This window comes from Streptomyces sp. NPDC043853, from assembly GCF_056436025.1.
Genome location: NZ_JBWKDJ010000012.1, coordinates 104,816 through 125,166, shown reverse-complemented (window position 1 = coordinate 125,166; position 20,351 = coordinate 104,816). Strand labels below are relative to the sequence as shown.

The 20,351-nt window shown below is 72.4% G+C and carries 17 protein-coding genes; 14 read left to right on the top strand and 3 right to left on the bottom strand.

What is annotated here, in order from left to right:
* Positions 1 to 5 precede the first annotated feature (5 nt).
* Positions 6 to 986, bottom strand: a complete 981-nt coding sequence (locus AC067U_RS27765; RefSeq protein ID WP_478832519.1) for an LLM class flavin-dependent oxidoreductase — start codon at positions 984 to 986, stop codon at positions 6 to 8.
* 222 nt (positions 987 to 1,208) lie between these two features.
* Here AC067U_RS27765 and ftsY point away from each other — a divergent pair, with 222 nt between their 5' ends.
* Positions 1,209 to 2,426 (top strand): signal recognition particle-docking protein FtsY, encoded by a 1,218-nt coding sequence (ftsY, locus tag AC067U_RS27760; protein WP_478832518.1) that lies wholly within the window; start codon positions 1,209 to 1,211, stop codon positions 2,424 to 2,426.
* A 642-nt stretch (positions 2,427 to 3,068) separates the two neighbouring features.
* Here the strand turns inward: ftsY and AC067U_RS27755 are convergent.
* Positions 3,069 to 3,737 (bottom strand): bifunctional DNA primase/polymerase, encoded by a 669-nt coding sequence (locus tag AC067U_RS27755; RefSeq protein WP_478832517.1) that lies wholly within the window; start codon positions 3,735 to 3,737, stop codon positions 3,069 to 3,071.
* A gap of 338 nt (positions 3,738 to 4,075) precedes the next feature.
* Between AC067U_RS27755 and nsdA the strand changes: the two genes are divergently transcribed.
* From nsdA to ftsH, 6 genes are all read left to right on the top strand, one after another.
* Positions 4,076 to 5,554, top strand: coding sequence for a transcriptional repressor NsdA (gene nsdA, locus AC067U_RS27750; RefSeq protein ID WP_478832516.1), 1,479 nt, complete (start codon positions 4,076 to 4,078; stop codon positions 5,552 to 5,554).
* 275 nt (positions 5,555 to 5,829) lie between these two features.
* Entirely contained in the window at positions 5,830 to 7,176 is a 1,347-nt protein-coding gene (locus tag AC067U_RS27745) for an ammonium transporter (RefSeq protein ID WP_478832515.1), read from the top strand.
* Positions 7,173 to 7,511 carry a P-II family nitrogen regulator gene (locus tag AC067U_RS27740; RefSeq protein ID WP_365111936.1) on the top strand — a complete coding sequence of 113 codons (339 nt, stop codon included), beginning with the start codon at positions 7,173 to 7,175 and terminating at the stop codon, positions 7,509 to 7,511. Before AC067U_RS27745 ends, AC067U_RS27740 begins: the two co-directional genes overlap by 4 nt.
* 17 nt (positions 7,512 to 7,528) lie before the next feature.
* Positions 7,529 to 10,036, top strand: coding sequence for a [protein-PII] uridylyltransferase (locus AC067U_RS27735; protein ID WP_478832514.1), 2,508 nt, complete (start codon positions 7,529 to 7,531; stop codon positions 10,034 to 10,036).
* A gap of 404 nt (positions 10,037 to 10,440) precedes the next feature.
* The gene (ffh, locus tag AC067U_RS27730) at positions 10,441 to 12,006 is read left to right on the top strand and encodes a signal recognition particle protein (protein WP_478832513.1); all 1,566 of its coding nucleotides are present in this window, start codon (positions 10,441 to 10,443) and stop codon (positions 12,004 to 12,006) included.
* 195 nt (positions 12,007 to 12,201) lie between these two features.
* The gene (gene ftsH / locus AC067U_RS27725; protein ID WP_478832512.1) at positions 12,202 to 14,133 is read left to right on the top strand and encodes an ATP-dependent zinc metalloprotease FtsH; all 1,932 of its coding nucleotides are present in this window, start codon (positions 12,202 to 12,204) and stop codon (positions 14,131 to 14,133) included.
* A gap of 103 nt (positions 14,134 to 14,236) precedes the next feature.
* Here ftsH and AC067U_RS27720 read toward each other — a convergent pair whose 3' ends face one another.
* Positions 14,237 to 14,902: a class I SAM-dependent methyltransferase gene (locus AC067U_RS27720; protein ID WP_478832511.1), complete on the bottom strand. Its 666-nt coding sequence runs from the start codon at positions 14,900 to 14,902 to the stop codon at positions 14,237 to 14,239.
* Positions 14,903 to 15,164: 262 nt separating this feature from the next.
* On the opposite strand from AC067U_RS27720, the gene proS reads away from it, so the two are divergent.
* From proS to rplS, 7 genes are all read left to right on the top strand, one after another.
* Positions 15,165 to 16,577, top strand: a complete 1,413-nt coding sequence (proS, locus tag AC067U_RS27715; protein ID WP_478832510.1) for a proline--tRNA ligase — start codon at positions 15,165 to 15,167, stop codon at positions 16,575 to 16,577.
* A gap of 264 nt (positions 16,578 to 16,841) precedes the next feature.
* Positions 16,842 to 17,441, top strand: coding sequence for a hypothetical protein (locus AC067U_RS27710; protein WP_478832509.1), 600 nt, complete (start codon positions 16,842 to 16,844; stop codon positions 17,439 to 17,441).
* A gap of 157 nt (positions 17,442 to 17,598) precedes the next feature.
* Entirely contained in the window at positions 17,599 to 18,033 is a 435-nt protein-coding gene (rpsP, locus tag AC067U_RS27705) for a 30S ribosomal protein S16 (RefSeq protein WP_478832508.1), read from the top strand.
* Positions 18,034 to 18,035: 2 nt separating this feature from the next.
* On the top strand, positions 18,036 to 18,275 hold the full coding sequence (locus AC067U_RS27700) for an RNA-binding protein (RefSeq protein WP_007266827.1): 240 nt from the start codon (positions 18,036 to 18,038) through the stop codon (positions 18,273 to 18,275).
* A 189-nt stretch (positions 18,276 to 18,464) separates the two neighbouring features.
* Positions 18,465 to 19,016, top strand: a complete 552-nt coding sequence (gene rimM / locus AC067U_RS27695) for a ribosome maturation factor RimM (RefSeq protein ID WP_478832507.1) — start codon at positions 18,465 to 18,467, stop codon at positions 19,014 to 19,016.
* On the top strand, positions 19,016 to 19,837 hold the full coding sequence (gene trmD / locus AC067U_RS27690; RefSeq protein ID WP_478832506.1) for a tRNA (guanosine(37)-N1)-methyltransferase TrmD: 822 nt from the start codon (positions 19,016 to 19,018) through the stop codon (positions 19,835 to 19,837). The genes rimM and trmD overlap by 1 nt, the downstream gene beginning before the upstream one ends.
* 132 nt (positions 19,838 to 19,969) lie before the next feature.
* The gene (gene rplS / locus AC067U_RS27685; protein ID WP_365111964.1) at positions 19,970 to 20,320 is read left to right on the top strand and encodes a 50S ribosomal protein L19; all 351 of its coding nucleotides are present in this window, start codon (positions 19,970 to 19,972) and stop codon (positions 20,318 to 20,320) included.
* Positions 20,321 to 20,351: the final 31 nt, after the last annotated feature.

The window sequence follows — 20,351 nt, the reverse complement described above, 5'->3', positions numbered from 1 at the left end:
TCGGTTCAGAGCCGGGGCAGCACCTTTTCGCACAGCAACTGCAGGCTGCGCCGGCCCTCGTCCAGCGGCATGCCCCCGCACAGCGGGTGCAGCACCAGGTTCCCCGCCTCGCCCGCGCTCCGCGCGTACGCCACCGCCTCGTCCGGCGTGAGGATCCGGTAGACCCCCTCGGTCCGCAGCTCCTCCACCGTGGTCGCGCCGGACCGCACCGCCGAGCGGATGTCCTTGGACTGCCAGGACGCGTACATCCCCGCCTCGTGCAGGAAGTGCCGGCCGTACTCCGCCCACGCCCGGTCCGGGTCCTCCGCGATGTGCAGCAGCGGGGTCTCGGCGGCCGGCATCATGCAGAAGCCCTCCGTCCCGTGCTCGGTCAGCTGTTCCCGGTAGTACGCCTCCAGCTCCGGCAGGTGCGCGCTGGGGAAGAACGGCAGCCCCAGCCGGGCCGCCCGCCGGGCGGCCGCCCGGGAGCTGCCGCCGACCAGCAGCAGCGGGTGCGGCCGGGTGAACGGCCGCGGGGTGACCTTCACGGTCCGGCCGCGGAAGGTGAACGGCTCGCCGGTCCACGCCTTCAGCAGGGTCTCCAGCAGTTCGTCCTGGAGCCGGCCGCGCCGCCCCCACTCGACGCCGTGCTGCTCGTACTCCTCCGGCCGGTAGCCGATGCCCGCCACGGTCACCAGGCGCCCGCCGCCGATCAGGTCCAGTACGGCGATGTCCTCGGCCACCTTCAGCGGGTCGTGCAGCGGGCCGATGATCGCCGACACGGTCACGGCGATCCGGCGGGTGGCGCCGAGGACCGCGCCCGCGAAGGTGAAGGGGGAGGGCAGCCAGTTGTTGTCGGTGCCGTGGTGCTCCTCGGTCTGGATCGTGTCGATCCCGTGCTCGTCGGCGTACCGGGCCATCTCCACCGCCGCCTGGTAGCGGGCGGCCAGGGTCTCGGGGGTGCCGTCGGGGTCGATCAGGTTGAAGCGGGCCACGGTGATGGGCATGGGGTCCCCCTCCGCAGGGTGTGGGTGGCGAGGAGGGACGTTAGCTGACAGGGCGTCAGTTGCACAGGGGTGTTCGCGGCCCCGTGGCAGTCACGGGGCCGCACCGCGTGGGCTTCTCGCCGACGCGCGGTCGGACGGCGGACCGGCCCGGCCGGAGAGGCCAGCGAGCCTCGCCGGCAGAAACGAGGGGTGAGCGGCCAGGTCGCGCATACTGAAGCCGTTATGGACATCCTCATCCTTGCTGTAGTCATCGCCCTGGTCGCGGTCGGTGCTGTCGTCAGCGGGCTCGTGGTCAGCAGCCGCAGGAAGAAGCAGCTGCCGCCCACGGCCCCGCCGACCACGCCGACCATCACTGCCCCGCCCGCCGAACCGCAGGTCGGGGAAGACTCCGTCGAAACGGCGGAGGAACCCCGTCGCACGATCGAGGAGGTCGGGCTCCCGGAGGCGGAGGCGGCTCCCGCTCCGGCGGAGGTCGCGGAGCCCGAGGCGCCCGCCGCTCCCGAGATCGAGGTGCCCGAGCCCACCGCCGGCCGGCTGGTCCGGCTGCGCGCCCGGCTCGCCCGGTCCCAGAACTCCCTCGGCAAGGGGCTGCTCACCCTGCTCTCCCGGGAACACCTGGACGAGGACACCTGGGAGGAGATCGAGGAGACCCTGCTCGTCGCCGACGTCGGTGTGAAGCCCACGCAGGAGCTCGTGGACCGGCTCCGCGAGCGGGTCAAGGTGCTCGGCACCCGCACCCCGGACGAGCTGCGCGGGCTGCTGCGCGAGGAGCTCATCACGCTGATCGGTCCGGACATGGACCGCGTGGTGAAGACCGAGAGCGGCGTCGACACGCCGGGCGTGGTCATGGTCGTCGGGGTCAACGGCACCGGCAAGACCACCACCACCGGCAAGCTGGCCCGGGTGCTGGTCGCCGACGGCCGCAGCGTGGTGCTGGGCGCCGCGGACACCTTCCGTGCCGCTGCCGCCGACCAGCTGCAGACCTGGGGCGAGCGGGTCGGCGCGCGCACGGTGCGCGGCCCCGAGGGCGGCGACCCGGCGTCGATCGCCTTCGACGCGGTCAAGGAGGGCATCGCCGAGGGCGCGGACGTCGTGCTGATCGACACCGCCGGCCGGCTGCACACCAAGACGGGCCTGATGGACGAGCTCGGCAAGGTCAAGCGGGTGGTGGAGAAGCACGGGCCGCTGGACGAGGTGCTGCTCGTGCTGGACGCCACGACCGGTCAGAACGGGCTGATGCAGGCCCGGGTCTTCGCGGAGGTCGTGGACATCACCGGCATCGTGCTGACCAAGCTGGACGGCACCGCCAAGGGCGGCATCGTGGTCGCGGTCCAGCGGGAGCTGGGCGTGCCGGTGAAGCTGGTCGGGCTGGGCGAGGGGCCGGACGATCTGGCGCCGTTCGAGCCGGGTGCGTTCGTGGACGCGCTCATCGGCGACTGACCTCGCGGCCGGACCCCCACGCCGTCCGTGCCCCCGCACTCCGCCAGGAGTACGGGGGCACGCCCGTACCCGCCCCCGCCCCGATGGGGCGACTCCGCCGAGGCGTCGGCGGCCTCCGCCGGAGGTGTGGGCGGGCCTCCGCCGGAGGTGTGGGCGGGCCTCCGCCAAGGTGTGGGCGGGCCTCCGCCGGAGGTGTGGGCAGGCGTTCCGCAGGGCGGAACGGGTGGGCACACCGGAACGCCGCCCAGCGGGCTCGCTCCGGCCCCACCGAAGCCATGGCTCGGCTCCGCCGCAGCCGCGCCCGGCCAGGGCGGTGGCTTCGCCGGGCCCGGCACGCCGGGAGCGGAGCTCCGCCCGGACCGGGTCCGGACCGCAGCCGGACCGGGGTGCGGGGTGGCTGCGCGAGCCCTCGCGGGACCGGGGTGCCGTGTGCCCACCCTCCCCCAAGCTCTCGACTTCGCTCGAGCAGGGGGGACCCCCATCGCCCCAGCGGCACGACTGCCCACACGGCGGGCCGAGTCCGGCCGGCCTGCCCGTACGGCGGCGGGGCGGGGTCCGGGCGCGGCAGCGTACGGCGGCGGGGCGGGGTCCGGGCGCGGCAGCGTACGACGGGCTGCGGTCGGGTCCCGCTCGCGCCGCAGGCTATCGCTGGAAGCGGTGGCAGATGTACGCCAGCGTGCCCAGCAGGAGCCTCGCCTGGGGCGGCCGGCCGGCCGTGTCGAAGGTGGGCGGGCGGAGCCAGCCGACCGGGCCGAGGCCGGCGTGGTCCGAGGGCGGCGCCGTCAGGTGGCTGCCGGCGCCCAGGGCGCGCAGGTCGAGCCCGGCGTCGTCCCAGCCCATCCGGTACAGCAGCTGCGGAAGCTCCGCCGCCGCGCCCGGGGCCACGAAGAACTGGGCCCGGCCGTCCGGAGTGACGGTCACCGGGCCCAGCGGAAGGCCCATCCGCTCCAGCCGGACCAGCGCCCGCCGGCCGGCCTCCTCGGCGACGTCGATCAGGTCGAAGGTGCGGCCGACGGGCAACAGCACGGCCGCACCGGGGTAGTCCGCCCAGGCCTCGGTGGCCTCGTCGAGGGTCGCACCCGCGGGAACCAGCGGCGCGCACGGCAGCGGATGCGCCCCCGGCGCCCGGCACCCCGGGTCGCCGCACGAACAGTCCCGGGCGGGTCCGGCGGCGCGGGCGCCGGGAACCGCGTCCCAGCCCCACAGTCCCGTGTACTCCGCCACCACCGTGCACTCCGGGATCCGGCCACGGCGCCGGGCGCCGGTCCGGAACTCCTTGGTACCCCGGCTGCCGCCGATCGTGAAGCCCATGCCCATGCCCCCTCCAACGGGTCCGGCCTGCCGGTGGTTACGCGCTTCGCCGCCTGCCCCGGTCGGCTACTCCTTGCCACCGGGTCCGCTCTGTGTCCAGTGAATCGCGCCCGGCGGGTGGCGAGTTCATTCGAAGGGGTGGCGAATGGTGGCGATTCCGCAAACAGCCTCGCCGAAGGGGTGATCGTAGGATTACTTTCGGTGCACGAACCCCGACGGCGGCCTCAAGCGTGGTTATGCCGCAGGCAAACCGTGAAGGAATCGTGAAGGCCCGTGGAGGGCCTGTCGCGCAGGGCCAGGGTTTCGTAGGGAAAGGCAGAGCGGATGGGGGCGTTCCAGTGGGCGGCAACGGCGCAAGCGGAACGAACGCGGAGTCTGCCGGCCGGAACGAACAACTGACCTCGTGGTTCGTCCGCAGCGGCTGGTCCAAGGGCGAGCTCGCGCGCCAGGTCAACCGCCGCGCCCGGCAGATGGGCGCCCACCACATCAGCACGGACACCTCCCGGGTCCGCCGCTGGCTCGACGGGGAACAGCCCCGCGAGCCCGTCCCGCGCATCCTCTCCGAGCTGTTCTCCGAACGCTTCGGCACCGTGGTCGCCATCGAGCAGCTCGGCCTGCGCACCGCCCATCAGACCCCGTCCGTCTCCGGTGTCGACCTGCCCTGGGCCGGCCCGCAGACCGTCGAACTGCTCGGCGAGTTCTCCCGCAGCGACCTGATGCTCGCCCGCCGCGGCTTCCTCGGGACCTCGCTCGCGCTCTCCGCCGGCCCCGCCCTCATCGAGCCCATGCAGCGCTGGCTCGTCCCGGTCCCGGCCGCCGACCCCGGACCGCGCGAGGCGGCCCTGCACGGCCCGCGCGCCCCCCGGCTCTCCGAACCGGAACTCGACCTCCTCGAAGCCACCACCGTGATGTTCCGCCAGTGGGACGCCCAGTGCGGCGGCGGACTGCGCCGCAAAGCGGTCGTCGGCCAGCTCCACGAGGTCACCGACCTGCTCCAGGAGAACCACCCCGGGCCGGTCATGAAGAGACTCTTCAAGGTCGCCGCGGAACTCGCCGAACTGGCCGGCTGGATGAGCTACGACATCGGCCTCCACCCCACCGCGCAGAAGTACTTCGTCCTCGCCCTGCACGCCGCGAAGGAAGCCGGCGACAAGCCGCTCGGCTCGTACATCCTTTCCGGCATGAGCCGACAGATGATCCACCTCGGCCGCCCCGAGGACGCCCTGGAGCTCATCCACCTCGCCCAGTACGGAAGCCGCGACTGCGCCGGCCCGCGCACCACGGCCATGCTGTATGCGATGGAGGCCCGGGCCTACGCCAACATGGGCCAGCCCAGCCGCTGCAAGCGGGCCGTCCGGATGGCCGAGGACACCTTCGGCGACGTCGGCTTCGGCGGCGAGACCGAGCCCGACTGGATCCGCTTCTTCTCCGAGGCCGAGCTCAACGGGGAGAACGCCCACTCGTACCGCGACCTGGCCTATGTGGCCGGCCGCAGCCCCACCTACGCCTCGCTGGCCGAACCCGTCATGGAACGCGCCGTGGAGCTCTTCGCCAAGGACGAGGAGCACCAGCGCTCCTACGCCCTCAACCTCATCGGCATGGCCACCGTCCACCTGCTGCAGCGCGAGCCGGAACAGGCCACCGTCCTCGTCGACCAGGCCCTCGACGTGGCCAAAAAGGTGCGGTCCGAACGGGTGAACACCCGACTCCGGAAGACTGTGGACACCGCCGCCCGCGAGTACGGCGACATCGCCGAGGTGGTCCGGCTTACCGACCACCTGGCCGCCCGCCTCCCCGAATCCGCGGAGGCCGTGTAAAGACCCCGGCCGCGGCCGGTACCCCGTACACCTGATCGGGCTCCCCCCATTGCCGGATCACCATCGGGTACCCGCCGCGGCCGGCTGTGTGTTCACCCCGACGTAACAGCCCCGACCTCTTCGTCACCGTCGCGAAACACGGAAGCGGCGCCGCCGGAAACCGGCCTGCGCGAATCTCATGGCCCATAACCGGCCATCCCCGCCGGGAGCACGCCGCCGCTCAGGTTTCCACACGATCGCCCGCACGCGAACGTACCGACGACGAGGAGACGCCGATGGCCCCAGCCGTCACGACCCTTGCCGCAGACGCCCCGACGCTGTCTGCCGCCAACACCGGGTTCATGCTCATCTGCTCCGCCCTGGTCATGCTGATGACCCCGGGTCTCGCCTTCTTCTACGGAGGCATGGTCCGCGTCAAGAGCAGCCTCAACATGCTGATGATGAGCTTCATCAGCCTCGGGATCGTCACGATCCTGTGGGTGCTGTACGGCTTCAGCCTCGCCTTCGGCACCGACAAGGGGTCGATCGTCGGCTGGTCCGCCGACTACGTCGGCCTCAGCGGCCTCGGCCTCACCCAGCTCTGGGACGGCTACACCATCCCGGTCTACGTCTTCGCCGTCTTCCAGCTGATGTTCGCGATCATCACCCCGGCCCTGATCAGCGGCGCCCTCGCGGACCGCGTGAAGTTCTCCGCCTGGGCCCTGTTCATCGCGCTCTGGGTCACCGCCGTCTACTTCCCCGTCGCCCACTGGGTATGGGGCTCCGGCGGCTGGCTGTTCGAGATGGGCGTCATCGACTTCGCGGGCGGCACCGCCGTCCACATCAACGCCGGCGCCGCCGCCCTCGGCGTGATCCTGGTCATCGGCAAGCGCGTCGGCTTCAAGAAGGACCCGATGCGCCCGCACAGCCTCCCGCTGGTCATGCTCGGCGCCGGCCTGCTCTGGTTCGGCTGGTTCGGATTCAACGCCGGATCCTGGCTCGGCAACGACGACGGCATCGGCGCCGTGATGTTCCTCAACACGCAGGTCGCCACCGCCGCCGCCATGCTGTCCTGGCTGGTCTACGAGAAGATCCGGCACGGCGCCTGCACCACCCTGGGCGCGGCCTCCGGCGCCGTCGCCGGCCTGGTCGCCATCACCCCCTCCGGCGGCTCCTGCTCCCCGCTCGGCGCGATCGCCATCGGCGCCATCGCCGGCCTCCTGTGTGCCATGGCCGTCGGCCTCAAGTACCGGTTCAACTACGACGACTCCCTCGACGTGGTCGGAGTCCACCTCGTCGGCGGCATCGTCGGCTCCCTCCTCGTCGGCTTCTTCGCCACCGGCGGGGTGCAGTCCGACGCGGCCGGCCTCTTCTACGGCGGCGGCCTCGAACAGCTCGGCAAGCAGGCCGTCGGGGTCTTCTCCGTCCTCGCGTACTCTCTCGTCGCATCCGCGCTGCTCGCCTTCGTCCTGCACAAGACGATCGGCATGCGGGTCAGCGAGGACGACGAGGTCTCCGGCATCGACCAGGTCGAACACGCCGAGACCGCCTACGACTTCAGCGGCGCCGGCGGCGGCACCCCCGCACGGGCCACCGCCACCGCCGCCACCGCCGTCACGGACTCGAAGAAGGTCGACGCATGAAGCTCATCACCGCGATCGTCAAGCCCCACAAGCTCGACGAGATCAAGGACGCCCTGCAGCGGTTCGGCGTCGAGGGCCTCACGGTCTCCGAGGCCAGCGGCTACGGCCGGCAGCGCGGCCACACCGAGGTCTACCGCGGTGCCGAGTACCGGATCGACCTGGTCCCCAAGGTCCGCATCGAGGTCCTGGTCGACGACGACGCCGCCCAGGACGTGATGGACGTCGTGATCACGGCCGCCCGCACCGGCAAGATCGGTGACGGCAAGGTCTGGAGCGTGCCCGTGGACAGCGTCGTACGGGTCCGCACCGGCGAACGCGGCGCGGACGCCCTCTAGACACCGGGAGCTGTGGGGTGACGAGCGCCGAGGACACCACGAAGGACCCGTCCCACCCGTCCCGCCGACCGGGCCGGCAGCCGGGTCCACCCGACCCGGCGGACCCGCCCGGCCAGGGCGGCCACGGCACCGGCGGCTACGCCGAGGCCCGGCTGCGACTCCTCGACGGGGAGTCGCGGCCCGGGCCTTCCCGGCGTTCCGGGCTGGCGGCCCTGACCGACGACTGGCTGGCCGGGCTGTTCGCCGGGGCGGCCCGGGAGAGCGGCGTACCGGGCGCGGCCCTGGTCGCCGTCGGCGGCTACGGACGCGCCGAACTCTCCCCCCGCAGCGATCTCGACCTGCTGCTGCTCCACGACGGCAAGGCCGATCCGGCCGCCCTGGCCCGGCTCGCCGACCGGCTCTGGTACCCCGTCTGGGACCTCGGGCTGGCCCTGGACCACTCCGTACGGACCCCCGCCGAAGCCCGCAAGGCCGCCGCGGAGGACCTCAAGGTGCAGCTCGGCCTGCTGGACGCCCGACCGGTCGCGGGCGACCTCGGGCTGGTGGCCGGCACCCGCACCACCGTCCTGGCGGACTGGCGCAACCACGCCGTCCGGCGGCTGCCCGAGCTGCACGCGCTGTGCCGGGACCGGGCCGAGCACTCCGGGGAGCTCCGCTTCCTGCTGGAACCCGACCTCAAGGAGGCCAGGGGCGGGCTGCGGGACATCACCGCGCTCCGTGCCGTCGCCGCGTCCTGGCTGGCGGACGCCCCGCGGGAGGGCCTCGCCGAAGCCCGGCGGCGGCTCCTCGACACCCGGGACGCCCTGCACCTGGTCACCGGCCGGGCCTCGGACCGGCTCAGCCTCCAGGAGCAGGACCAGGTCGCGGCCCGGCTGGGCCTGCCGGGCGCCGACGCGCTGCTCCGCGAGGTGTACGAGGCCGCGCGGGTGGTCTCGTACGCCGGGGACATCACCTGGCGCGAGGTCGGCCGGGTGCTGCGGGCCCGGGCCGCCCGCCCCCGGCTCCGCGGACTGCTCGGCTCCAGGAAGGGCGGCCCCGCGGAGCGCGCACCGCTCGCCGAGGGCGTGGTCGAGCAGGACGGCGAGGCGGTGCTCGCCCTGGCCGCCCGGCCCGACCGGGACCCGGTGCTGCCGCTCCGGCTGGGCGCGGCAGCCGCACAGGCCGGCCTGCCGGTCTCCCCGCACGCCGTACGGCGGCTCGCCGGGCAGGCGCGGCCGCTGCCCGTGCCCTGGCCGGCCGAGGCCCGGGAACAGCTGGTGACCCTGCTGGGCGCGGGGGAGCCGACCGTTGCCGTGTGGGAGGCGCTGGAGGCGGAGGGGCTGATCAGCCGCCTCCTGCCGGACTGGGAACGGGTCCGCTGCCGGCCGCAGCGCAACCCCGTGCACACCTGGACGGTGGACCGGCACCTGGTCGAGACGGCCGTCCGCGCCTCGGCCATGACCCGCCGGGTCGGCCGGCCCGACCTCCTGCTGACGGCCGCCCTGCTGCACGACATCGGCAAGGGCTGGCCGGGGGACCACTCGGAGGTGGGCGAGACCATCGCCCGGGACATGGCCGTACGGATCGGCTTCGGCCCGGCCGACGCGGAGGTCCTGGCCACCCTGGTCCGCCACCACCTGCTGCTGGTCGACACCGCGACCCGGCGCGACCTGGACGATCCGGCGACGGTCCGGGCGGTCGCCGAGGCCGTGGGCACGCCCGGGACGCTGGAGCTGCTGCACGCCCTGACCGAGGCCGACGCGCTGGCCACCGGGCCTGCGGCCTGGTCGGCCTGGCGGGCCACGCTGGTCACGGACCTGGTCCGGCGGGTGGCTGCGGTGCTCGACGGCGAGCCCGCCGCCCGGCCCGCGCCCGCGGGCCTGGCGGCCGAACCCGGCACCGAACAGGAACGGCTCGCCGTGGAGGCGCTGCGCACCGGGGAGCCGGTGCTGACCCTGCTGGCCCGGGAGGAGGCGGACGCGGCCGTCGGAGTGGAACTGGTGGTCGCGGTCCCCGACCAGGACGGCATCCTGCCCGCCGTGGCCGGGGTGCTGGCCCTGCACCGGCTGACCGTCCGCACGGCCGACCTGCGGCTGCTGGAGCTGCCGGGGAGGCTGGGGGAGGCGCTGGTGCTGCGCTGGCGGGTGGCCGCGGAGTACGGCTCACTGCCGGAGGCGGCACGACTGAGGGCCGACCTGGTCCGGGCGCTGGACGGCTCGCTGGACGTCCCGTCGAAGCTCGCCGACCGTGAGGCTGCGTACCCGCGCCGGCGCGGCGTGGTCCCGCCCCCGCCGCGGGTCACGGTCGTCCCGGACGTCTCCTCGGCGGCAACGGTCCTGGAGGTCCGCGCCCCCGACGCGGTGGGTCTGCTGCACCGTATCGGCCGGGCCCTGGAGGACTCCGGCGTCCGCGTCCGCAGCGCGCACGTCTCCACCCTGGGCGCCAACGCCGTGGACGCGCTGTACGTGACCACGGCCGAAGGCAAGCCGTTGGATCCGGCCGCGGCCGTGACCCTGGCGGCCATCCTCCAGTCCGCCCTGTCCTGATCCCGGGTCCACCGGGTGGGGGATTTTCCCCCACCCCGCCCCTTCCCGAAACCGGGACCTGCGGCCCCAGCGCCCGCTTGTGGGGCTGCGCCCCACACCCGCTGGGCGCTGCGTGCCCGAAGCCTCCGGCGCGGACCGCGCTCAAACGCCGCGGGGGGTGGGGGCGGAGCCCCCGGTTTCGGGAAGGGGCGGGGTGGGGAAGGCCGCGCGCAGCGGACCCCGCGCCCCGGCCCTGCCCGCAGCGCGGAGCACGTACCGGCCCCGCCGGAGCCATTGCGCGGCCCTCGCGGGCGCGGAGTCCCGGCCCGGGGGAATCCGGAAAAACCCGCAGGGCCGGGCAGGCGGCGGAGCCGGATACCCTGGAGGGCGACCACACGCCCCCGACCCGAGGAATCGCGACCACCGTGTTCGATACGCTTTCCGACCGCCTCAGCGCGACCTTCAAGTCCCTCAGGGGCAAGGGCCGCCTCTCCGAGCAGGACATCGACGCCGCGGCGCGGGAAATCCGTATCGCCCTCCTTGAGGCGGACGTGGCGCTCCCGGTCGTCCGCTCCTTCATCGCGAACGTCAAGGAGCGCGCCCGCGGTGCCGAGGTCTCCAAGGCGCTCAACCCGGCCCAGCAGGTCCTGAAGATCGTCAACGAGGAGCTCGTCTCCATCCTCGGTGGCGAGACCCGTCGGCTGCGGTTCGCCAAGACCGCACCCACCGTGATCATGCTGGCCGGTCTGCAGGGTGCGGGTAAGACCACCCTCGCCGGCAAGCTGGGCCACTGGCTCAAGGGTCAGGGCCACGCCCCGCTGCTCGTCGCCTGCGACCTCCAGCGCCCCAACGCCGTCAACCAGCTGAGCATCGTCGCCGAGCGCGCCGCCGTCGGCTTCTACGGCCCGCAGCCGGGCAACGGCATCGGTGACCCGGTCCAGGTCGCCAAGGACTCCATCGAGTACGCCCGAACCAAGCAGTACGACATCGTCATCGTCGACACCGCCGGCCGCCTGGGTATCGACCAGGAGCTGATGCAGCAGGCCGCGGACATCCGCGACGCCGTCAGCCCCGACGAGATCCTCTTCGTCGTCGACGCCATGATCGGTCAGGACGCGGTCAACACCGCCGAGGCCTTCCGCGACGGCGTCGGCTTCGACGGCGTGGTGCTCTCCAAGCTCGACGGCGACGCCCGCGGTGGTGCCGCGCTCTCCATCGCGCACGTCACCGGCAAGCAGATCATGTTCGCCTCGAACGGCGAGAAGCTCGACGACTTCGATGCCTTCCACCCCGACCGGATGGCGGGCCGGATCCTCGACATGGGTGACATGCTCACCCTGATCGAGCAGGCCGAGAAGACCTTCTCGCAGGCCGAGGCCGAGAAGATGGCGGCCAAGCTCGCCAAGGGCCCCAAGGAGTTCACGCTCGACGACTTCCTGGCCCAGATGGAGCAGGTCCGGAAGATGGGCTCCATCTCCAAGCTGCTCGGCATGCTCCCGGGCATGGGCCAGATCAAGGACCAGATCAACAACATCGACGAGCGCGACGTCGACCGCACGGCCGCGATCATCAAGTCGATGACCCCGGCCGAGCGCCAGGACCCGACGATCATCAACGGCTCCCGCCGTGCCCGTATCGCCAAGGGTTCCGGTGTGGAGGTCAGCGCCGTCAAGAACCTCGTCGAGCGGTTCTTCGAGGCCCGCAAGATGATGTCGCGCATGGCGCAGGGCGGCGGGATGCCCGGCATGCCGGGCATCCCGGGCATGGGTGGCGGCCCCGGCCGCCAGAAGAAGCAGGTCAAGCAGGCCAAGGGCAAGCGCCAGAGCGGCAACCCGATGAAGCGGAAGGCCGAGGAGGCCGCCGCCGCGGCCCGCCGTGAGCAGGGCCCGGCCGGCGTCGAGCCGGGCGCCGGCAACCCGTTCGGCCTGCCGGCCGGACAGCCCGGCCAGGACTTCGAACTCCCCGACGAGTTCAAGAAGTTCATGAAGTGAGCCCGGAGTAGGCAGCACGCGGAAAGGGCCGTGCCGTCCCCCGTACGGAGGACGGCGCGGCCCTTTCCGCATGCCGGGCCCCGCTTCCCGCCGCCTCCCGGCCCGCCCCGCGCCAACCGGTCGGCGGGCACGCAGACGGGCGGACGCCCGGAATGTCGCCTAATGTCGGCCGGAGGACGGACGAAGGAGGCGAAGGTGCCGAGCCCGACCCCCGTACCCCCGCGCGACCGGGCGGACACGCCCTGGCGGTCCGAGGGCGCACCGCCCGCCCCGCCGCCCAAGAAGAAGATGCCCGGCGGCTGGCGCGGCCTGATCCTCGCCGCCCTGATCATCTACTTGATCACCAACCTGGTGCTGTCCTTCTTCAACGAGGTCGACGAACCGACCGTCTCGTACACCGAGTTCACCAAGCAGGTCGAAGCCGGCAACGTTTCCAGGATCTACTCCAAGGGCGACGCCATCCAGGGCGAGCTGAAGAACGAGCAGCAGCTCCCCGGCGGCAAGGGCGACTACAAGAAGTTCGTGACCCAGCGGCCCGCCTTCGCCGACGACGACCTGTGGGCCGATCTGACCGCCAAGGGCGTCACGGTCACCGCCCAGCCCGTGGTCGAACAGCGCAGCTTCCTCGCCAACCTGCTGCTCTCGCTCGCGCCCATGCTGCTGCTGATCGGCCTGTGGGTGCTGCTCGCCCGCCGGATGAGCGGCGCGCTCGGCGGGGGAGGACTGGGCGGCATCGGGCGCAAAGCGCCGCCCAAGCCGGTCGAGCTGGAGGGCGGCCGGCGCACCACCTTCGACGACGTGGCCGGCATCGACGAGGTCGAGAGCGAGCTCAGCGAGGTCGTCGACTTCCTCAAGAACCCCCAGGCCTACCGGCGGCTGGGCGCCCGGATGCCCGGGGGCGTGCTGCTGGCCGGGCCACCCGGCACCGGCAAGACCCTGCTGGCCCGCGCGGTGGCGGGCGAGGCGGGCGTGCCGTTCTTCTCCGCCTCCGCCTCCGAGTTCATCGAGATGATCGTCGGCGTGGGCGCCTCACGGGTCCGGGAGCTGTTCGCCGAGGCCCGCAAGGTGGCCCCGGCCATCATCTTCATCGACGAGATCGACACCATCGGCCGGGCCAGGGGAGCGGGCGGCGGCATCGGCGGCCACGACGAGCGCGAGCAGACCCTCAACCAGATCCTCACCGAGATGGACGGCTTCTCCGGCTCCGAGGGCGTGGTGGTGATCGCCGCGACCAACCGGAAGGACGTGCTCGACCCCGCGCTCACCCGCCCCGGCCGGTTCGACCGGATGGTCACCGTCTCCCCGCCGGACCGCGCCGGCCGCGAGGCCATCCTCCGCATCCACACCCGCGAGATCCCCCTGGACCCGGGCGTGGACCTGGCCCAGGTCGCCCGCACCACCCCCGGCATGACCGGCGCGGAACTCGCCAACCTGGCCAACGAGGCGGCGCTGCTCGCGGTCCGGCGGAACCAGGACGCCGTCACCCGCACCGACCTCTCCGACGCGCTGGAGAAGGTCCAGCTCGGCGCGAAACGGCCGCTGGTGATGCCGGAGGACGAGCGCCGCCGCACCGCCTACCACGAGAGCGGCCACGCCCTGCTGGGCATGCTCCAGCCGGGCGCCGACCCGGTCCGCAAGATCACCATCGTGCCGCGGGGCCGGGCCCTCGGCGTCACCCTCTCCACCCCGGACTCGGACCGCTACGCCTACACCGAGCCGTACCTGCGCGGCCGGATCATCGGCGCGCTCGGCGGCATGGCGGCCGAGCACGTGGTCTACGGGATCATCACCACCGGCGCGGAGAACGACCTGGAGCAGGTCACCAACCTGGCCCGGGGCATGGTCGGCCGCTGGGGCATGAGCGAACGGGTGGGCCGGCTCACCGCGATCCCGTCCGACGCGCAGTCCCCGTACGGCCTCACCGCCGCGCCCGCCACCCTGGACGCGGTCGACGCCGAGATGCGGCGCCTCGTCGACGAGTGCTACGAGGAAGCGTGCCGCCTGCTGCGCGAGCACCGGGACAAGCTCGACGCGCTCGCCGAGGCCCTGCTCGCCAACGAGACGCTGGAGGAGGACGAGGCGTACGCGACGGCGGGCATCCCGCGGCTGTCCAAGCCCGCCCTCTGAGGTCCGGCCCGCCGGAGCCCGCGAGAGCCCGCCGGAGCCCGCGACTCGGGGGGCCCGGGTCCGGCCGGACCGGCGGAACCGCCTCGGGTTCCACCGGGTCGCGCTACTCCGTCCGGGCGATCACGTACCGGAAGATGTTCGGCAGCCACACCGAACCGTCCGCACGCTCGAACGGGTGGAGTTCCTCGGCCAGTTCCTTCTCGGCCTGCCCCGGGTCGGAGACGTCGTACAGACCGGTCGACAGCAGCCCCCGGACCGCGCTCTCCAGGTCCGCGTACCCGAACGGGCAGAACACCCGCCCCGAGCCGTCCGGCCGCAGCCCCGCCCCGGCGGCCAGGCCGTCCAGGTCCGCCGGCGCCGGGGCGCCCGGCACCGTGCAGCGCTCCGCCGGACCCCAGCCCGCGAGCACCACCGCGGCGCCCCGGCGGACCCCGGTCAGGGCGGCCGCCAGGGCCTCCGGCTCCGGCGAGAAGGCGGTCAGCACGTCGTACGGCCGGACGGCGGGCGCGGGTGCGGCGGACAGCACCTCCAGCACCCGCTCCCGGGCCAGGGCGCGCAGCGCGGGCCGCGGCTCCACCCCGGTCACCCGGGCACCCCGGCCCGCGGCCAGCAGCAGGCTCAGCCCGGCCCCGCAGTCCAGGCCGAGCACCCCGTCGCCCGGCCCCACCTCCAGCCGGTCGTACACCGCCTCGTACAGCGGTACCAGCATCCGTTCCTGGATCTCCGCCCAGTCCCGGGCGACGAGCGTCGCGGTCGGCGTAGGTGTCATCGAAGAAGCGCTCCTGATTCCTCATCGCCCCCTGGCCCCCGTTGCCAGAGAACTCCCACTTCGCCGCCGCGTCCAGAGGAACGTCAGCGCGGATTGCGCCGGGTTCGCGCCCGGACCGCGCCCGGACCGCGCCGGGTTCGCGCCCGATCACCCCGCCGATCGCGTCCGGACACCGCCTGACCACCCCCTGACCATCCCCGGACCGCGTCCGGATCACGGGCCGATTCACGCTCGGCACCCGCGGCGCCGTACCATTCGCGCCATGGCAAAGGCTCCCGTTCTCACCCCCCAGGCGGAGGACTTCCCCCGCTGGTACCAGGATCTGATCAACAAGGCCGAACTGGCCGACAACGGCCCAGTGCGCGGCACGATGGTCATCCGACCGTACGGCTACGGGCTGTGGGAGCGGATGCAGCAGGAGATGGACGCCCGCATCAAGGAATCGGGCGCCCAGAACGCGTACTTCCCGATGTTCATCCCGCAGGCGTACCTGACGAAGGAAGCCGAGCACGTCGAGGGCTTCGCCCCCGAGCTCGCGGTCGTCACCCACGGCGGCGGCAAGGAGCTCGAGGAGCCGGTCGTCGTCCGCCCCACCTCCGAGACGATCATCAACGACTACTTCTCGAAGTGGGTCCAGAGCTACCGCGACCTGCCCCTGCTGATCAACCAGTGGGCCAACGTGGTCCGCTGGGAGATGCGCCCCCGCATCTTCCTCCGCACGAGTGAGTTCCTCTGGCAGGAGGGCCACACCGCCCACGCCACCTACGAGGACGCCCGCGACTACGCCGCGCACATCCACCGGAACGTGTACGGCGACTTCATGACCAACGTGCTCGGCATCGACGTCGTGCTCGGCCGCAAGACCCCCAAGGAGCGCTTCGCCGGCGCCATCAACACCCTCACCCTCGAGGGCATGATGGGCGACGGCAAGGCCCTGCAGATGGGCACCAGCCACGAGCTCGGCCAGAACTTCGCCAAGGCGTTCAACACCTCCTACCTGTCCAAGGAGGGCAAGCAGGAGCTGGTCTGGCAGACCTCCTGGGGCGTCTCCACCCGCATGGTCGGCGGTCTGATCATGTCCCACGGAGACGACAACGGCCTGCGGGTCCCGCCGCGCCTGGCCCACGTCCAGGTCGTGGTCATGGCGATCAAGGGCGACGAGGCCGTGGCCAAGGTCCGCGAGCTCGGCGACCGCCTGAAGGCCGTCGGCCTGCGGGTCCAGGTCGACGACCGCGTCGACGTCCCGTTCGGCCGCCGCGCGGTGGACTGGGAGCTCAAGGGCGTCCCGGTTCGCATCGAGATCGGCCCCCGTGACCTGGAGGCCGGAACCGCGATGCTGGCCCGCCGCATCCCGGGCGGCAAGGAGCCGGTGCAGATCGACGCCCTGGCCGACCTGCTGCCCAAGGTGCTGGACGAGGACCAGGCGCAGCTGCTGCGCGAGTCCCGCGAGCGCCGGGAGTCCCGTACGACCGACGTGGCCACCCTCGAGGAGGCCGCCGAGGCCGCGGTCGCCGGCGGCTGGGCGCGGATCCCGTGGGCCGACCTGGGTCCGGAGGGCGAGGCCAAGCTCGGCGAGCAGGCCGTGACCGTCCGGTGCCTGGTCGCCGAGGACGGCTCGGTGCCGGAGGCGGACGACGCCCCGGGCACGCTGGCCATCGTGGCGCGCTCGTACTGACCCGTCGGCTGGTGGTGACCGTCGGCTCGTACTGACCCGTGAGTACGCCTGCGCATCATGTGGCGCGATGCGCGTGATGCGACGGGTGTGACGGCAGGGGTGCCCCGGGACGTAGTCCGGGGCACCCCTGTACGTACCGACTCCTCCGGAGTTCTGCGCACCCGCCCTCATCGGGACGCATGAGACTGAACTGACTGGTACGTGCAAAAAATTTGGAATGGCCCGGAATCGGAACACCGGGGCACCCAGGCTCGTTGTCACGACGTGAGCACGACACCACCTGTTCTGGCCGCAGAGCTGGCGCTGGCGTGGGCCGACATTCAGCGGTACCACCCCGAGCTGCCCGACCTCGCCGCGCCCGAGTCCCTGATCGGAGAGTCCTCGTCCGCCTGCGGCGCCGAGCTCTCCTTCGAGCGACTGCTGCACGAGGCAGTCCACGGCATCGCCGCGGCCCGCGGCGTCCGGGACACCTCGCGCGCCGGCCGCTACCACAACCGCCGCTTCCTGGCCATCGCCGAGGAGATGGGCCTCGACCACTCCGACGAACCGCACGCGAGCAGCGGTTTCTCCCTGGTCACGCTGAACCCGGAGGCCAAGAAGCGCTACCGCCCGACCATGGAGCGGCTGCAGCGGGCCCTGCGGGCGCACACCGTGGCCACCGCCGCCGACACCAAGCGCAGCTTCCGCGGACCGGCCGCACGGCACGGCTCCTCGGGCGGCGGCGTCCGGGTCAAGGCGGTCTGCGACTGCGGGCGCAACGTACGGGTGGTGCCGTCCGTGCTCGCCCAGGCGCCCATCATGTGCGGCGGCTGCGGCAAACCCTTCCGCATCCCGGAAGTCGCGGTGGTGGCAGCCGCGTCCTGACGTGCCGCGGGCATGTGGCAGAATGACTAGCTGTACTCGACAGCCGCACAGGACCCCTCTCTCCTCCGGCTGACGCGTCCATCGGGCACCCGAGTACCGCAACCCCACGTGGCATCTCATGTGCCCAACCACGTCAAGACCAGGAGACACCACTCCAGTGGCAGTCAAGATCAAGCTCAAGCGCCTCGGCAAGATTCGCCAGCCGCACTACCGCGTCGTCGTCGCCGACTCCCGTACCCGCCGTGACGGCCGGGCCATCGAGGAGATCGGTCTGTACCACCCGACGTACAACCCCTCGCGCATCGAGATCGACTCGGAGCGCGCGCAGTACTGGCTGTCCGTCGGCGCCCAGCCGACCGAGCCGGTCCTCGCCCTCCTGAAGCTCACCGGTGACTGGCAGAAGCACAAGGGCCTGCCGGCCCCGGCGCCGCTGCTGCAGCCGGCGACGAAGGAAGACAAGCGTCGTTCCTTCGACGAGTTCGCGAAGGCGCTGGAGGGTGGCGACGCCAAGGGCGAGGCCATCACCCAGAAGAAGAAGGCTGAGAAGAAGGCGGACGAGGCCGAGGCCGCCGCCGAGTCGACCGAGGCCTGAGCATGCTCGAGGAGGCTCTTGAGCACCTCGTAAAGGGCATTGTCGACAACCCCGACGACGTGCAGGTCGCCTCGCGCAACCTGCGCCGTGGGCAGGTGCTGGAGGTCCGGGTGCACCCCGACGACCTCGGCAAGGTGATCGGCCGCAACGGTCGCACCGCGCGCGCCCTGCGCACCGTCGTGGGAGCGATCGGCGGACGGGGCATCCGCGTCGACCTCGTCGACGTGGACCAGGTCCGCTGAGAAGTTGAACCACCGGCACGGGCCGGGGAGGGCATCCGCTGCCCACCCCGGCCCGTGTCGTTTTTGCTCCGGCCCGTGTGTCGATTTCAACGGCGATCAGAGCAACCATCGATTGAGTAACCACGACGGAGAGGTACCACCTCCGCGAAAGCGGCGGCGGTTCAGCCGCAAGGCAGGGAGAGAAACAGCGTGCAGCTCGTAGTCGCCCGGGTCGGCCGCGCCCACGGCATCAAGGGTGAGGTCACCGTCGAAGTGCGTACCGACGAGCCGGAACTCCGGCTTTCCCCCGGTGCCGTGCTCCACACCGAGCCCGCGTCCGCCGGCCCGCTCACCATCGAGACCGGCCGGGTGCACAGCGGCCGGCTGCTGCTCCGCTTCGAGGGCGTGAAGGACCGCACCGCCGCCGAGGCGCTGCGCAACACGCTGCTGATCGCCGAAGTCGACCCCTCGGAGCTGCCCGAGGAGGAGGACGAGTACTACGACCACCAGCTGCTCGACCTCGACGTGGTCCTCGCCGACGGCACCCTGATCGGCCGGATCAGCGAGATCTCCCACCTGCCCTCGCAGGACCTGTTCATCGTCGAGCGCGAGGACGGCAGCGAGGTCATGATCCCCTTCGTGGAGGAGATCGTCACCGAGATCGACCTGGAGGAGCAGCGGGCCGTGATCGACCCGCCGCCGGGTCTGATCGACGACCGCGCCGAGGTCGCCTCCTCGCGCGACAGCGGGGAAGAAGCCTGATGCGCCTCGACGTCGTCACGATCTTCCCCGACTACCTGGAGCCGCTGAACGTCTCCCTCGTCGGCAAGGCGCGGACCCGCGGGCAGCTCGACGTACACGTGCACGACCTGCGCGACTGGACGTACGACCGGCACAACACCGTCGACGACACCCCGTACGGCGGCGGCCCCGGCATGGTCATGAAGACCGAGCCGTGGGGCGACTGCCTGGACGACGCCCTCGCCGCCGGGTACGAGGCCGGCGCCCACGGCCCGGTCATGGTCGTCCCCACACCCAGCGGCCGGCCCTTCACGCAGGAACTCGCCGTCGAGCTCTCCGAGCGCCCCTGGCTGATCTTCACCCCGGCCCGGTACGAGGGCATCGACCGCCGGGTCATGGACGAGTACGCCACCCGTATGCCGGTCTACGAGGTCTCCATCGGTGACTACGTCCTGGCGGGCGGCGAGGCCGCGGTCCTGGTGATCACCGAGGCGGTGGCCCGGCTGCTGCCCGGCGTCCTCGGCAACGCCGAATCGCACCGGGACGACTCCTTCGCGCCCGGCGAGATGGCCAACCTGCTCGAAGGCCCCGTCTACACCAAGCCCCCGGTGTGGCGCGGGCGCGGCATCCCCGAGGTGCTGCTGAGCGGCCACCACGGGAAGATCGCGCGCTGGCGCCGGGACGAGGCCTTCGCCCGCACCGCGCGGCACCGTCCGGACCTCATCGAGCGCACCGAGGCCACGGCCTTCGACAAGAAGGACCGCGAGACCCTCAGCATCCTGGGCTGGTCCCCCACTCCGGACGGCCGATTTTGGCGCAGGCCGGAGGCCGTGGAAGAATAGGCGGCTGCTGTACGCCCGCGTGCGCCCCTGCCACAGGGGGACCGTCGCCCGCCGGGTGGCACAGCTCCCGAATTCTCTACGGAAACCCGCACGGCGGCCTGTGGCGTCGTGCGAAGAAAGCAGACGAAGAACATGTCTTCTCTCCTCGACGGTGTGAACGCCGCCTCCCTGCGCTCGGACGTCCCGGCCTTCCGCCCGGGTGACACGATCAACGTGCACGTCCGCGTCATCGAGGGCAACCGCTCCCGTATCCAGCAGTTCAAGGGCGTCGTCATCCGCCGCCAGGGCTCCGGCGTCTCCGAGACCTTCACCGTTCGCAAGGTCTCCTTCTCCGTCGGCGTCGAGCGCACCTTCCCGGTGAACTCCCCGATCTTCGAGAAGATCGAGCTGGTCACCCGCGGTGACGTCCGCCGTGCGAAGCTGTACTACCTCCGTGAGCTCCGTGGCAAGGCCGCGAAGATCAAGGAGAAGCGCGACAACTGATCTCGCGCCCGGGGTCCGGGAGCGGCCGGAT

What these genes read in the sequence shown, in the direction of transcription:
- AC067U_RS27755 (WP_478832517.1), bottom strand. Translation starts at nt 3,737, where the DNA reads ATGGGCTTCACGATCGGCGGCAGCCGGGGTACCAAGGAGTTCCGGACC.
- AC067U_RS27720 (WP_478832511.1), bottom strand. Translation starts at nt 14,902, where the DNA reads ATGACACCTACGCCGACCGCGACGCTCGTCGCCCGGGACTGGGCGGAG.
- AC067U_RS27700 (WP_007266827.1), top strand. Translation starts at nt 18,036, where the DNA reads ATGCTCGAGGAGGCTCTTGAGCACCTCGTAAAGGGCATTGTCGACAAC.
- AC067U_RS27740 (WP_365111936.1), top strand. Translation starts at nt 7,173, where the DNA reads ATGAAGCTCATCACCGCGATCGTCAAGCCCCACAAGCTCGACGAGATC.
- proS (WP_478832510.1), top strand. Translation starts at nt 15,165, where the DNA reads ATGGCAAAGGCTCCCGTTCTCACCCCCCAGGCGGAGGACTTCCCCCGC.
- AC067U_RS27745 (WP_478832515.1), top strand. Translation starts at nt 5,830, where the DNA reads ATGGCCCCAGCCGTCACGACCCTTGCCGCAGACGCCCCGACGCTGTCT.
- trmD (WP_478832506.1), top strand. Translation starts at nt 19,016, where the DNA reads ATGCGCCTCGACGTCGTCACGATCTTCCCCGACTACCTGGAGCCGCTG.
- AC067U_RS27765 (WP_478832519.1), bottom strand. Translation starts at nt 986, where the DNA reads ATGCCCATCACCGTGGCCCGCTTCAACCTGATCGACCCCGACGGCACC.
- ftsY (WP_478832518.1), top strand. Translation starts at nt 1,209, where the DNA reads ATGGACATCCTCATCCTTGCTGTAGTCATCGCCCTGGTCGCGGTCGGT.
- rplS (WP_365111964.1), top strand. Translation starts at nt 19,970, where the DNA reads ATGTCTTCTCTCCTCGACGGTGTGAACGCCGCCTCCCTGCGCTCGGAC.